This window comes from Mesobacillus selenatarsenatis SF-1 (assembly GCF_000813125.1).
Lineage (GTDB): Bacteria > Bacillota > Bacilli > Bacillales > Cytobacillaceae > Mesobacillus > Mesobacillus selenatarsenatis.
Genome location: NZ_BASE01000091.1, coordinates 41584 through 54894 on the forward strand (window position 1 = coordinate 41584; position 13311 = coordinate 54894).

The window sequence follows — 13311 nt, forward strand, 5'->3', positions numbered from 1 at the left end:
CTTTTGGTATAACAATCATTCTCTTTATATATAGTTCTAAATACCCATAATTCTAATATGATAAACATAAAATTTGGTAAAAAGCCTCACCCAAATTGGGCGAGGCTTTTGAAATTAGGCTGTTGACTTTTGCGCTTCAAGTACTGCTACAGACTCTTTCCTCTGGTAGTAATACCAGTTTAAGATGATTGACAGTACATAGAAGCCAATGAAGATGAAGAATGCCGGTGCATAGCCTCCAGAAATATTGATGGACCAGCCGAACAGTTTTGGAATCAAGAATGATCCATATGCTGCGAATGCTGCGGTAAAACCGAGCACTGGTGCTGCTTCTTTTGGAACGAAGATTCCCGGGATCATTTGGAATGTTGAACCAGAACCGATTCCAGCAGCAATGAACAGGATCAGGAATGAAACTAGGAAGCCACTGAATTGCTTGTTGCCAAGGAAGAAGATGACGCTTCCTGCACCAGCCATCATTACGACCAACACAATCGATGTCAGTTTCGCTCCACCCATCTTATCAGCAAGCCATCCGCCTACAGGACGTGATGCTGCTGCAAGGAAAGCTCCTAAGAATGCCAAAGAGATATATTCAGGGAACTGAGATTTCAATAATAGCGGGAATGCCGCTGAGTATCCAATGAATGAACCGAATGTTGCTACGTAAAGCCATGTCATGATCCAAGTGTGCTTTCTTTTTACAATGACGAATTGGTCAGAGAACGATTGCTTTGTTCCAGGCAGGTTATCCATTCCGAACCAGGCTGCGATCGTTACAATCGCGATTGGTAAAAGCCAGATGAATGCTGCGTTTTGCAGAAATACTTCCTGGCCGTTAGACAATTTCTGTCCATTGCCAGCGATAAAAGCGAAAGTTCCAGTGGTAATGATCAATGGTGTTACGAATTGAACGACTGATACACCCATGTTACCTAAACCGCCGTTAATGCCAAGCGCGGTTCCACGTGCTTTTTTCGGGAAAAAGAAGCTGATGTTGGATGAAGAACTGGAAAAGTTACCGCCACCCAAGCCGGAAAGTGCTGCGAGTAAAAGCATGACAGAATATGGTGTGTCAGGATTCTGGACTGCAAAACCGATTCCGATTGCTGGAATCGCGAGCACCGCTGTTGACAGAACCGTCCAGTTGCGGCCACCCATCATTCCAACGCCAAAGGTGTATACAAACCGCAATGTTGCACCTACTAGACCTGGCATTGCTGCCAAAGTGAAAAGTTGCTGATCAGTAAAGCTAAAGCCAATATCATTCAAGCGAATTGCGACTACAGACCAAATCTGCCAGACAATGAACGCGAGCATCAAGGAAGGGACAGAAATCCATAAATTCCGCTTGGCATGTTTTTTGCCTTCGGATTGCCAAAAACCATCGTCTTCAGGATTCCATTTATTTATGCGAGCCATTTTAATTCCTCCAAATAATTTTGAGTGGGTGTTTATAAGATTAATAAACCATTTATATCACAGAGCAGGTGTGACGTACCTCACATTTATTTTAGTGCACACAATTCTGTCAAAAAGTCTTGAACAATTTATGACAGAGGGTGATAAAAGTCAGTACCCATAGGGGTTTTGCCTAGTGGAAAACGTCTTGCCGCATCAAAGAGAGGCAAGAAAGGTGAAGGGATTAGCCAGTAAGGCACTTCAAAATATTGTCATAGACACCTCACAAAGTTGAAACGTTCAATCTTCGATTTTGTGATTTAATAGTATATAGATTGTGAAATTATGAGCATGATAGAAATGGAGGTAAAGTTAATGAAGTATGCGCATGTATTTACCTTTGGAAAAATAGGCAGTTTAATGCTTAAGAACAGAGTAGTGATGCCGGCGATGGGAACACGGTTGGCCACTGCTGATGGAGAAATGACGGATCAGCAGATTCGCTACTATGAAGAAAGGGCCAAGGGTGGAACTGGCTTAATCATCACTGAATTTACGACAGTTGACTTTGAATTGGGAAGAGCGGCAATCAACCAGCTAAGGATCGATGATGACTGTCTTATTCCAGGGTTCCGCAGGCTTGCAGACGCAATCCATACATATGGTGCGAGGGTGTTTGTCCAGCTTCACCATGCAGGTAGAGAAACAACCTCCTATTTAACAGGAGGGAAGCAAATCGTTGCGCCTAGCCCGGTTACATGTGAAGCAATTGGTGAAGAGCCGAGGGAGCTGACTACCGCAGAGGTAAAGGAAATCATCCAGCAATTCGTAGACGGGGCAGCCCGCTGCCAGGCTGCCGGCATTGATGGAGTGGAGCTGCACGGAGCACATGGTTACTTGATCAATCAATTCCTTAGCCCGAATACGAATTTGCGTACAGATGAGTATGGAGGAAGTTTTGAAAAAAGAATGAGATTTATAGAGGAAATCATCACCGGTATTAAAGAGCGATGTGGAGCTGATTTTCCTGTCACTGTTCGACTTAGCGCCAGTGAGTTTGAAGAAGGCGGCCTGGATCTGCCGTTGAGCCGGGAAATAGCCAGATATCTAGAAAAAGCAGGTGCTGACGGAATCCATGCGAGCTCGGGGAATTATAATACGATGGAAACGGTCATTGAATCCCCACTTTATGAAGAAGGTTGGAGAGTCTACCTTGCCGAAGAAATCAAAAAAGAAGTCAACATCCCTGTCTTTGCAGTTGGAAATATTCGTGATCCACAATTCGTCGAATCTATTTTGGAAGAGGGCAGGACGGATTTCGTCGCGATTGGCCGTGGACATATAGCGGATCCTGAGTGGGTGCGAAAAGTGGCAGAAGGACGCGAGAAGGAAATCAGGATGTGCATATCCTGTCTGCATTGCGTTTACACACAAGGTCCAATAGAGTGTTCGGTCAATGTCAGAGCAGGACGCGAGCTCGAATTTTTGAAAATGGCGAAGATTGATGAGAAGCGTAGTGTGGTGATTGTCGGCGGCGGTCCGGGCGGAATGGAAGCAGCAAGAGTTTTAGCACTCAAAGGATACAAGGTGACGCTTTTTGAAAAAAACAGCAAGCTTGGCGGCCAGCTCAACCTTGTAACAGATCCGGTCTATAAAAAGAAAATGAAAAAATATGTGAAGTACTTAAATAATGAAATGGCGAGGCTGAATATTCATATCCGACGGAATACAGAGGCTTCTGTTGAGTTGATTAAATTGTTGGATCCTTACGCTGTTCTGCTGGCAACGGGAGGGATACCTTATATGCCCGATATAGAGGGCTGTGATCTGCACAATGTATGCAACTATAGAGCCATCAAAGTAGAAGACAGTGTCCTGCAAGGCAAAAAGGTCGCGGTTGTAGGGAGCGGAATGGTTTGCCATAGCACATCCCGGAGACTATCAGAGCAAGGAAACGAAGTGATCCTCATTGAGGTTCTTACGGATTCAGCCAAGAAAATAAGTCCTATGACAAGGAAGAAACTGCAGGAAAAGCTGCAGAATGAAGGGATTCAAGTCGTTACCGACCACGAGATAGTCAAAATAGTTCCTAAGGGACTTATTTTAAAAGAGAAAGAAACGGGCAAAAAGGTGGAAATCGATGCAGACCAGGTCGTCATAGCAATGGGCGTCCAGGCTTATAATCCATTAGAACACCCATTAAGAATGGAAATGGAGAATGTCTTTGTGATTGGTGATGCAGCAGGCAATACATCACTGGCAGATGCCACAAGAGAGGGATTTGAAACGGCATATGCTCTTGAATCATTGGTTAAGGAGCCGGCTTTGAAGTAGAAGGACATCACTTTATTGGCGAAAATGTAATTATAACGACCACACTTCAAGATATATTAGCGGATTTTTGAGTTTATCGACCACATTTTAGGATATATCGACCACTTTTCGAAATATATCGACCACATTCAATCGAAACTGCTAATATACAGACTTTTTACACATCAAAATGCCTTGATCCGGGAGTGGATCAAGGCTTTTCGTAAATGATATTTAATTTCTTTTAATGGTGACTGGGTATAAATAAGGAACTTCCGGTTCTTCGGTTATCTCCCATTTAGAGACTTTAACAAGCGGGATAGGGGTGTCCATGTAGGAACCCGTCTCAATGACACCTTCTATTTTAATCCACATGTCTTTTTCGATAGTCGCTGCGTCTGGGAACTCGGATAAAAACCCGATGATGCCGGCATCTGCGACACAGTGGGTGACCAGAAATCGCGATACGACCAGCTGGTCTTCTGCAAAGCCTTCCTCTTTATAAACGAATCCATAGAGACTTACCTTTCGGCCTTGGAACTTATCGATGTTGGAGCTGATTTCCTCATAGTAAGATGAATAGATACTGTCATTGAAAATAATGGTCCCTTTCTCCAACTCTTCTATCTTTTTATTGTACTCTTCATCTGTCATTTGATTTTCATAACCTGTGGCAGTCTCAGTGCCTTCGGGTATGTCAGTGTCTTGTCCAGCCTGATAATCGCTCTCTTCTGGCGGCTGAGTGGCATCGCCAGTTCCCGGGTTATCTGCTTGTTCTTTCGTTTCACTCGTTACCTGGCGGCTCTGCCCGCTTTTGCTAGAACCAGCAATCGACAGCATCGCGCCTTTTTTATCGGCGATGGCGGAGTCGAGAACCTTTGCAGGCAGCATAAAACCTGATAGCAGAGGCAGGACGATAATCAAGTAGGACACCAGTTTTTTTGCTGAAAAAGGTGTTGTCCCATGGTCATGAAAATGGTCATGGTGGTCATCGTGAGAGCAGCATTCACCCACATGACTGCAGGAGTCGTGGTCATGTGTCCCTTTTATTGTCCAGACTCGTGTAATCTGGATGAAAAACAGGAGCAAAAATAGGAATGCGGCTGCCTGACTTAAAAGCAAATACTTTGGATTAATGAATAAATAAATCTTACCTGTAAAATGCAGCATATAAATAAAGACGGAAAATCCGAGCAGGATCAGGGACCTTGCCGCCTGCTGTACATGGAATTGCATGGACAAGACCTCCTATAGCATGCCGCCAAACAGCATGAGAATAGTGAATACAGTCCCAGCGACGAGCGCAAGAACGGTCATGACAAATTTAAATCGGAACACACTCATCATGATCAGCGTATTTTTCAAGTCAATCATCGGTCCGAAAATCAGGAAGCCAAGGATCGAGGTTGAAGGAAAGATGCTGCTGAAGGAAGCACCAATGAAGGCATCTGCTTCAGAGCAAAGGGACAGGAAGAAAGCTAGTCCCATCATGACGGCCAGTGAGGAAGCCGCACCACTGCCGATTTCCAATAAGGTTTTCGCCGGCATATAGGTTTGGACCATAGCGGCCAGGAATGCTCCGATGATCAAATACTTGGCCATGTCGAAAAACTCATCAATTGAATGCTGGAGCATGGCCCAGAATTTTTCTAGGAAGGACTGTTTTCCAGAATGACTATGGACGTGCAATGAGGTGCTTTTTTTGAACTGCGTTCCTTTGAAAATCATTCCAACCATGAAGGCGACAATGATCGCGATGGCAAATCCCAATCCCATTCGAAGTGCAGCGATTTTAAAGTCGTTGCCAAAAGCCATATATGTAGACGCAATGACAATCGGATTGATGAGGGGACCTGTCAACATAAAACCAATGGCGGCGGCGATCGGGACTCCTTTGCCAACTAGCCTGCGGATGATTGGCACGATTCCGCATTCGCAGGCTGGAAAAAGAGCGCCAACACTGCAGCTCATGACAATCGCCAAATATTTGTTCTTAGGAATCCACCTGCTTATATGCTCCTCGGTGACAAAAATCTGAATCATCCCCGCAATCAGCACCCCAATCAGAACAAACGGGAAGGCTTCTATTAAAATACTGAGAAATATCGTATTCAGATTCAGAATGGAAGAGGGGACTTCCAACTTACTCTGAAACCCCATCCCCAGGCTTAGCAGCATGAGAAACGCCAGAATGACAGCAAAACCTGTAATGTCCAATAAATTAGACCGGATTAATCGAATCATTTTCTCCTCCTAGTTACTTTTACTAGATTGTACTATTTAATTTAAGAAAATATGTACAATCTAGTAAAAAAGGCTATCAATTTAACACTTTTTCCAACGTCTGAAGATTTTTCCGCATCAGGCTGAAATAATCCTCTTGATTCTTCATATCTTCAACTGAGATGGACTCAAGATTATACAAGGTAACTGTCTCAGCACCGATTTCTCTTTGAATCATTTCTGCCACGCGTGACGAAACATTCTGTTCAAACGCAATGTATTTCAAATCATGTTCTTTTGCTTCTTCAATTAACTTTGTCAATTCTCGTTGTGAAGGCTCCTGTGTAGGGGAAAGTCCATTGACAGCAATCTGGATGATTCCATATCTATTTGACCAGTATCCATACGCTTCATGGGCAACAAGCAGATGTTTGTTTTCGGCCTGTTCAATCACACTCTTGAATTCATTGTCCAATTCCTTTAGGTCTTTCTCAAGTTGCGCGAAATTCTGTTCAAATTCCTGTTCACGATCAGGCATAAGCTCAATCAAGGAATCTTTAATATTTGATGCCAGTTTGATAGACAGGATTGGATCAAGCCAAACATGAGGATCTATGTTTTTATTTTGATGGTCCTCGTCCGAGTGAGTGGTGTCTTCGTTATGTTGTTCTTCATCAGAATGAGCGGCTTCTTCGTCATGGTGATTTTCATCAGAGTGAGCAGCTTCTTCATCATGGTGCTCTTCTTCGGAGTGAGCAGTTTCTTCATCATGGTGCTCTTCTTCGGAGTGAGCGACATCTTCGTCATGGTGCTCTTCTTCGGGGTGAGCGGCTTCTTCGTCATAGTGCTCTTCTTCGGAGTGAGCGGCTTCCTTGTCATGATGTTCTTCTTCGGAATGAGCATCTTCTCCTTCATGAGAATGATCATGGGAAGACTCAATCATTTCCACATTTTTTGCGGCTTTTACAATCATGACCTTTTCATTTTTCAAGGCTTGCTCCGCTTTTTCCGCAAACCCTTCAATTCCGGCACCGGAATAAATGAATAAATCTGCTTCAGCAAGCTTCATCATATCCTGCGTGCTTGGTTCGAAGCTATGGGCGTCAACATTCGGTGGGTAGATGCTCTCCACATCCACGAATTCCCCGCCGATTTTTTTCGCAAAATCCTGAAGTGGATAGATGGTTGTATAGACCGTCAGCTTAGTAGCTTCTGAATTATTTTTGTTTACTGATTCCTTGCTGGAGGAACATCCGGCTAGTGTCAAACCCACTAATAGCAGTAAGCCAAGTGATAGTTTAGTGATTTTCATAGTGATCTCCTTAGTCGATATTTTCATTAATCGAAATGATTACGATTTAAAGTGTAAAACAGAAATTTAAATTTGTAAATGATTTTAGGAATCATTACGATTTAAAGAATGTTGATAGGCAGATTGGAATGCCATTTCTGAAATGAAGACACAGCCTTTATGAAACTTATTAAAGCCCCAACCGTACTAATGGGTAGGAAAGGGTGATGGAGATGAAAAAGTATTTGTTGTTTGCCGGAAGTTTTATCTTGGCTTATATCGTGTTACAGATTGTGTCTGGTCTGCTGTTAACCACCTTTTATACGCCTGAAATCCCTTTGGAAGCGGCAGGTTTGCCATCCCAGGTCGAGTTTGGGAATACAAACTCAATCCCATTGGTGATCTCTGTATTGTCATTGGGTATAGCATTTGCTGTAACCAGGTTATTTAGCAAAAGCCAGAAATCTTAATGAGTTGTTGCAGCTCCCCATTCAAAAACTGCCTCCAGTCGCTTTAGAAGGTGAAAACTATAGGCATTTTTAACATTTAATGTTAGACTGCAATAGTTAATCGGGAATACTAACGGTACAGCTTTATATAGGAGGATTTTTAAATGCTTAACAATGATATAACGATCCGTTTGCGCTACGCCTTGGATATCAAGGATATCGATATGGTAGAAATCTTCAAGCTCGGTGGCGTGAACGTGACGAAGGACGATGTCCGTATGATGCTGCAGAGGGTAGATGAAGATGAATTTGGTGAGGAGATTGTCCCAGAGGGCTACATAAGAGTCAACAATGCAATGATGGAGCAGTTCTTGAATGGCATGGTTACTTTTAAAAGAGGGAAGCGCCCAGGGGAGAATGCTGCTCCGCCACTAACCGGGGAGACTGTGAATAACCAGCTTTTGAAAAAAGTGAAGATCGCCCTGTCGCTCACGAGCGAGGATATGCTCGAGATTTTTGAACTTGCGGGAGTCCGCGTGTCTAAGGGTGAGCTTGGTGCGATTTTGAGAAAAGAAGGGCATAAGAACTATCGGGAATGCGGCGATAAATTCGCGCGGAATTTCCTGAAGGGACTGGCCCTGAAATTCCGTGAATAGAGATTTTTAGAGACGGTTCTCATGAAGCATGAGAACCGTCTTCTTGTTTGATAAGCTGAATTTCTTTGATCCTCTGACGCTGTTCTTCTGGCCACCATGCTCCGCAGTCATCGGAGACCACACAGGCGGCACATTTTTCAAGGTCGTAGACTCTCATCCCACTGATGGGAGGGGAATATAGGTGGAGAGTGACGAGTCCTTTTGCACCGTCTGCTTGCATTTTATGGACACCTTTCTGCGGAGCATAGAAAAACTTCCCTTGATGGTGATACTCCTTGAACAGCTCTTTTGGCAGGCTGCTGCCTTTGACCTCATAAACTGAATTAACTGATGTCCCATTAAGAACCTGGATCCAGCCGTGGGAATCCCCGTGATCATGCGGAGCGCATTCTAAATCTGACCAGTTCATCACCAGAAGCTCTACATCCTCGCTTTTATAGAGAAGTTTTCGATAATAAGGCTTGCCGGAAGATGATTGGAGATGGGGCTTCAATTCATCTAAAGACATATTGATCTTCGCCAGTGCCTCCTTCATCTCGTGTTTGGAAGGATCTATTAGTGAATCCAACACATTTTTTGCCTGAGGATTTAAAGTCATGGGCACTCCCACCTTCTTCATTTTTTAAAAATAGAACTCGTCACTAAACGTGCAAGACCACCATTGACAATAACCACTCCAATAATAATTATGATACCGCCAATCGCACTTATGAGAATAAATTTTTCATGTAAAAGAAAGATGGCGGCAATCAGGGTAGCCAGGGGCTCAAGGTACAAGAACATTGACACTTTCGAAGCATCCAAAACCTCCAGTGCCTTTCCCCAATACCAATAGCCAATTCCAGACACAAATATCGCAAGGAACAAAAGATGCGCCCACTCTGTCTGTGTCAGCATGGGCAGGGATTCCCAGCCTCTGTTGCGGATGATAAAAGGCAGAGTGAGCATAAAGCCAATCAGGCTCATGTAAAATGTTACCAAGAGTGCGGGGTACGGGATATGGAGCCTTTTTAACAGAATGGAATAAATCGCCCAGTTCAGTGTGCTGAGAATCATCAGGATGAAGCCGATGTTCAATGAGAACTCGAAGGAATGGCCGCTCCGGGTGGTAGTGACAAGAAAGACCCCTGCAATGGCGACCACCATTCCAAGCGCTTTTTTCACATTCATCTTTTCATGCAAAAACAGAACTGAAAGGATTACGGTGAAAATAGGTGAAAATGAAATCAACCAGCCTGCAGACGAGGCATTGATCGTTAACAGAGCGGTTGCCTGCAGCACTTGATGAACAAAGACGCCCAGTATTCCGAGGACCACCAAATGGGGGATGTATCCGATCGAAATCCGGAGACGAGAACGGTTGAGCAGTAAAATCACTAATAAAAATAAAGCTCCTAGGCCAAAGCGGAGCACCAATAATGAGTACGGATCGAGCTTTACGAGTACAGCTTTTGCAGAAACAAAGGAAACTCCCCAAAAACTGATCGATAATAGAGCATAAAAAGAAGCTGTAAGCTTGGCGCGTAACGGAATCATTGCGTGGAATCCTTTCTGGTGGACAAGTTTTCTACTAATTTATGCTTGTCTCGGGGGAAGAAGAATCATGAAAAATTATCCAGTAATATTTACAAAATAATGTAAACCTGAGATAATGAAGCAAATGATTGAGGAGGGAAAGTAAGTTTATGGAACCAACATCTAATTGCTAATTATTAATTTTATTAATAAGGATTTTGTATTGAGTGTAAAAGTGCCTATGTTGCATAGGTTTAATTCGTTATGCTCTTTATGGAATTACGGCAATTAGAAGATAACTTACTTTACTGAATCGTGATACGGATTTTTTGGCATAGGCTTATTTGTGCTTGCTGAAATTGTGATTCAAGACTGTAGGGAGAGTATTCTTCTTATGGTCTTTTTTATTTGGACTCAGAACGAGGCAGTGTTTTCGGCTTGGAAAAGCGCCAATTATTACAGAATTGAATAGTAAATAAGTTCTTCTTTGTGCTGTCCATAAAAAGTGTAGCTTCATTATGGATGAAAGAAGGAATTTGTATGTTAGAACTGAAAGTACATGGAATTAAAAAATATATGGAAGCGACACTGGTCGTGAACAGTTTTACACTGGAAGCATTTGAAGGAGATAAGGTTGGGATTGTCGGGGCGAACGGCAGCGGGAAAAGCACGGTTCTTAAGGTGATTGCCGGAATTGAGCCTATGCATTATTATCCTGGGTATCCGCAAACCTCGAGTCCAGGATATGATGAAGGGCTGATTCACAGGCCTCGCGGAGCGTCGTTCGCTTACCTTGAGCAGATGCCTTCGTATCCGGCCGGCCTGAAAGTGATTGATGTGCTGAATCTTGCATTTGAAGAGGTTCATGAGGTTGAGAAGCAGATGCGTGAAATTGAGGAGCAGATGCAGATTTTAGAGGATGGTGCTTTGGAAAAAGCGCTCAATAAATATAGTGATATGGTGAATCTATATGAATCAAAGGGCGGTTATGAGCAGGAGGAGAAGCTAAGCAAGGTGTGCACCGGGCTTAAGTTTACCGAGGATTTTTTACAGAGGGATTTTGATTTACTAAGCGGCGGGGAGAAGACGACGATAGGATTGGGGAAGATCCTGATTCACCAGCCGGACATCTTGCTGCTGGATGAGCCGACTAATCATCTTGATATGGATTCAATTGAATGGCTGGAAGGCTTTTTGAAAAATTATAAAGGCATTGTGCTGATTGTCTCGCATGACCGTTATTTCCTTGATAATGTCGTCAACAAAATCGTCGAGATCGAGGACATGGAAACGATAAGCTACAGAGGGAACTATTCCAGTTTTATCAGCCAGAAAGAAGAGAATATGCGGGTGCAGTATGAGCAGTTCCGTGAACAGCAGAAGAAGGTCAATAACATGGAAAAGCAGGTGACGAGCCTGCGAGACTGGGCGTTGCGGGCCGATAATAACAAATTTTTTAGGCGTGCGGCGAGCATCCAGAAGAAGCTTGATAAGCTGGACCGGATTGATAAGCCGATTTTTGAGCGACGGAATATGCGTTTGAGTTTTAATGATGCGGTGCGCTCCGGCAATGAAACGATCAAGGCAGTTGGTGTTTCTAAGCGCTATGAGGATAAGGTGATTTTTGATGGCGCTGATCTGATGGTTCATTACGGTGAGCGGGTCGGCCTTGTCGGTCCGAATGGGAGCGGCAAGACAACATTATTGAAAATGCTTCTTGGGGAAGAGCAGCCAGATGCCGGTGTGATTGAGTTTGGTGCGAATGTGATGGCTGCATATTTGCCTCAGAAAATTGAGTTTAAAAATGAGGAGCTCACGCTGCTCGAATGCTTCCGGGAGGATATCTCGATTGTGGAGGGAAAAGCGCGCGAGTATCTGGCGAAGTTCATGTTTTACAAAAAAAGTGTCTTTAAAAAGGTGAAGTTCTTGTCAGGCGGGGAGAGGATCAGACTCAAGCTGGCAATGCTGATGTTTCAGGATATCAATTTGCTGATCTTGGATGAACCGACAAATCACCTGGATATTGATTCGATTGAGACTTTGGAGGCAGCGCTTGACGATTTTAAAGGCACGATTTTCTTCATCTCACATGACCGCTATTTTATCAATAAACTTGGCGAGCGCGTGATTGCTGTAGAGGACTTCGGCTTGAAGAGCTATCCTGGCAATTATGATGATTATAAAAGGGAGAAGTCTGCGGAAAAAGAGAAAGCTGTTGTTATCGAACCGTTTTCGACTTTTAAGGCGAAAGGGCAGAAAGTGGTGCATCAGTTGCAACCAGAACCTTCCGCGAAGCTTTTCAGGAAGATTAAAGTCCTTGAAAAAGAAATCACGGAGCTTGATTTAGTGATGGGGATCAACCAGGATTATGAGGAACTTGATAAGCTGTATAGCAGGAAACAGCAACTGAATGACGAACTCGAGCTGGCGATGGAGATGTGGTTGAAAGCCGGTGAGTAAGTGAGAGGAAGCGTGGATTCGTTCATGCTTCCCTTTTTTGATGTTATAGGAGGAAAACACTATAAATAAGAGGAAGTGTGATTCGTTCATGCTTCCTTTTTTACTTTATAGGAGTAAAACACTATAAGTAAGTTGGAAATATAGGATTTTTTACCCTGGAAGGGAATATTTACGTTACAAATATATAGGTAAAAAGTTCTAGGGGGATGAGTATGACATTATATGGATTGTTAGTTCTAGTTCATGTCATCGCGGCCGTTGTTGGTTTAGGAGCGAGCTTTGGAATGCCGGTGGTTGCCAAGTTTGGTGCTAAGTCAGTAACGAACGCAAAAGTTTGTTTTGAGATTAATAAAAAAATAGAGATGTTTGCAAAGGTTGGATCACTTACTTTGTTAGCCAGTGGGATTTTGATGGCCATCGTCAATCCTGTGCTTTGGTCACAGTGATGGTTTATCGGATCTTTAGTAATTTACGTACTGATTCAGCCAATCGTCGCAGCAATGTTACCAAAAACAATCGAAAAGCAAGTCGAACTTGTCATGAACAGCAGTGACGGCGAATTGTCGCCTGAATATCACCAGCTGGATAAAAAAGCTGCAAAACTAAACGGCATTGCACATGTTGCAGCTGTTGTGCTCATCGTGCTTATGTCAACAAAACCATTCTAGGGGGATACGAAATTGCAAGCGAAGCCAATGTTCTATGACGGAAGCGGAGAAAACAAACAGACGACAGGTGCTGCTGCACGACCACAGGCCTCCAGTGTCGTTATCACTGAAGAAATAAGGAAGTCCATCGGCGGAAATCCTTATGTGATTGTTAAGTAGGATGCTAGGAAGAGAGAGTACCAGCCTTTTGGGATGGTGCTTTTTTTGTTTTTTAGGCAGCTTCGGGGTTGGAAGAGGAAAAGCTGACAGAAGTAAGGATGCGTTAGGACAGGTTTGGTTGTACGGGGAGAAAAGCTGTCATAAGTAAGGCAAGGTTCGGACAGGTATGGTTGCGC

Annotated in this window: 11 protein-coding genes and 1 pseudogene; 6 read left to right on the plus strand and 6 right to left on the minus strand. The window is 43.6% G+C overall.

The window, feature by feature from the left end:
• Positions 1 to 114 precede the first annotated feature (114 nt).
• A complete protein-coding gene (locus TY49_RS18430) occupies positions 115 to 1422 on the minus strand; it encodes an MFS transporter (RefSeq protein ID WP_041967380.1) in 1308 nt (435 codons plus the stop codon).
• 354 nt (positions 1423 to 1776) lie between these two features.
• On the opposite strand from TY49_RS18430, the gene TY49_RS18435 reads away from it, so the two are divergent.
• Positions 1777 to 3735 (plus strand): oxidoreductase, encoded by a 1959-nt coding sequence (locus tag TY49_RS18435; protein ID WP_052442233.1) that lies wholly within the window; start codon positions 1777 to 1779, stop codon positions 3733 to 3735.
• Between the two features lie 213 nt (positions 3736 to 3948).
• Here the strand turns inward: TY49_RS18435 and TY49_RS18440 are convergent, their stop codons facing one another.
• The 3 genes from TY49_RS18440 to TY49_RS18450 all read right to left on the minus strand — a co-directional run bounded on the left by TY49_RS18440 (position 3949) and on the right by TY49_RS18450 (position 7249).
• Complete coding sequence (locus TY49_RS18440; RefSeq protein ID WP_041967382.1) at positions 3949 to 4950, minus strand: TIGR03943 family putative permease subunit; 1002 nt, start codon at positions 4948 to 4950, stop codon at positions 3949 to 3951.
• Positions 4951 to 4962: 12 nt separating this feature from the next.
• The gene (locus TY49_RS18445; protein WP_041967383.1) at positions 4963 to 5958 is read right to left on the minus strand and encodes a permease; all 996 of its coding nucleotides are present in this window, start codon (positions 5956 to 5958) and stop codon (positions 4963 to 4965) included.
• Between the two features lie 76 nt (positions 5959 to 6034).
• Entirely contained in the window at positions 6035 to 7249 is a 1215-nt protein-coding gene (locus TY49_RS18450) for a metal ABC transporter solute-binding protein, Zn/Mn family (RefSeq protein WP_041967384.1), read from the minus strand.
• Between the two features lie 212 nt (positions 7250 to 7461).
• On the opposite strand from TY49_RS18450, the gene TY49_RS18455 reads away from it, so the two are divergent.
• Positions 7462 to 7698 carry a hypothetical protein gene (locus TY49_RS18455; RefSeq protein ID WP_041967392.1) on the plus strand — a complete coding sequence of 79 codons (237 nt, stop codon included), beginning with the start codon at positions 7462 to 7464 and terminating at the stop codon, positions 7696 to 7698.
• A gap of 143 nt (positions 7699 to 7841) precedes the next feature.
• Positions 7842 to 8333 (plus strand): YehS family protein, encoded by a 492-nt coding sequence (locus tag TY49_RS18460; RefSeq protein ID WP_041967385.1) that lies wholly within the window; start codon positions 7842 to 7844, stop codon positions 8331 to 8333.
• 19 nt (positions 8334 to 8352) lie between these two features.
• On the opposite strand, the gene TY49_RS18465 is transcribed toward TY49_RS18460, so the two are convergent.
• Both TY49_RS18465 and TY49_RS18470 read right to left on the minus strand, forming a co-directional pair.
• Positions 8353 to 8931, minus strand: coding sequence for a cysteine dioxygenase (locus tag TY49_RS18465; protein ID WP_041967386.1), 579 nt, complete (start codon positions 8929 to 8931; stop codon positions 8353 to 8355).
• Positions 8932 to 8948: 17 nt separating this feature from the next.
• Positions 8949 to 9869 (minus strand): DMT family transporter, encoded by a 921-nt coding sequence (locus TY49_RS18470; RefSeq protein WP_041967387.1) that lies wholly within the window; start codon positions 9867 to 9869, stop codon positions 8949 to 8951.
• Positions 9870 to 10388: 519 nt separating this feature from the next.
• On the opposite strand from TY49_RS18470, the gene abc-f reads away from it, so the two are divergent.
• The 3 genes and pseudogenes from abc-f to TY49_RS24785 all read left to right on the plus strand — a co-directional run bounded on the left by abc-f (position 10389) and on the right by TY49_RS24785 (position 13135).
• Positions 10389 to 12308: a ribosomal protection-like ABC-F family protein gene (gene abc-f, locus TY49_RS18475; protein WP_041967388.1), complete on the plus strand. Its 1920-nt coding sequence runs from the start codon at positions 10389 to 10391 to the stop codon at positions 12306 to 12308.
• Between the two features lie 212 nt (positions 12309 to 12520).
• Positions 12521 to 12976, plus strand: a pseudogene (locus tag TY49_RS25315) (DUF2269 family protein).
• A 12-nt stretch (positions 12977 to 12988) separates the two neighbouring features.
• On the plus strand, positions 12989 to 13135 hold the full coding sequence (locus TY49_RS24785) for a hypothetical protein (protein WP_156972727.1): 147 nt from the start codon (positions 12989 to 12991) through the stop codon (positions 13133 to 13135).
• Positions 13136 to 13311: the final 176 nt, after the last annotated feature.

Coding starts and splice junctions, on each gene's coding strand:
- TY49_RS18465 (WP_041967386.1), bottom strand. CDS start 8,931: ATGACTTTAAATCCTCAGGCAAAAAATGTGTTGGATTCACTAATAGAT.
- TY49_RS18440 (WP_041967382.1), bottom strand. CDS start 4,950: ATGCAATTCCATGTACAGCAGGCGGCAAGGTCCCTGATCCTGCTCGGA.
- TY49_RS18460 (WP_041967385.1), top strand. CDS start 7,842: ATGCTTAACAATGATATAACGATCCGTTTGCGCTACGCCTTGGATATC.
- TY49_RS18455 (WP_041967392.1), top strand. CDS start 7,462: ATGAAAAAGTATTTGTTGTTTGCCGGAAGTTTTATCTTGGCTTATATC.
- TY49_RS18470 (WP_041967387.1), bottom strand. CDS start 9,869: ATGATTCCGTTACGCGCCAAGCTTACAGCTTCTTTTTATGCTCTATTA.
- TY49_RS18445 (WP_041967383.1), bottom strand. CDS start 5,958: ATGATTCGATTAATCCGGTCTAATTTATTGGACATTACAGGTTTTGCT.
- TY49_RS18435 (WP_052442233.1), top strand. CDS start 1,777: ATGAAGTATGCGCATGTATTTACCTTTGGAAAAATAGGCAGTTTAATG.
- TY49_RS18450 (WP_041967384.1), bottom strand. CDS start 7,249: ATGAAAATCACTAAACTATCACTTGGCTTACTGCTATTAGTGGGTTTG.
- abc-f (WP_041967388.1), top strand. CDS start 10,389: ATGTTAGAACTGAAAGTACATGGAATTAAAAAATATATGGAAGCGACA.
- TY49_RS18430 (WP_041967380.1), bottom strand. CDS start 1,422: ATGGCTCGCATAAATAAATGGAATCCTGAAGACGATGGTTTTTGGCAA.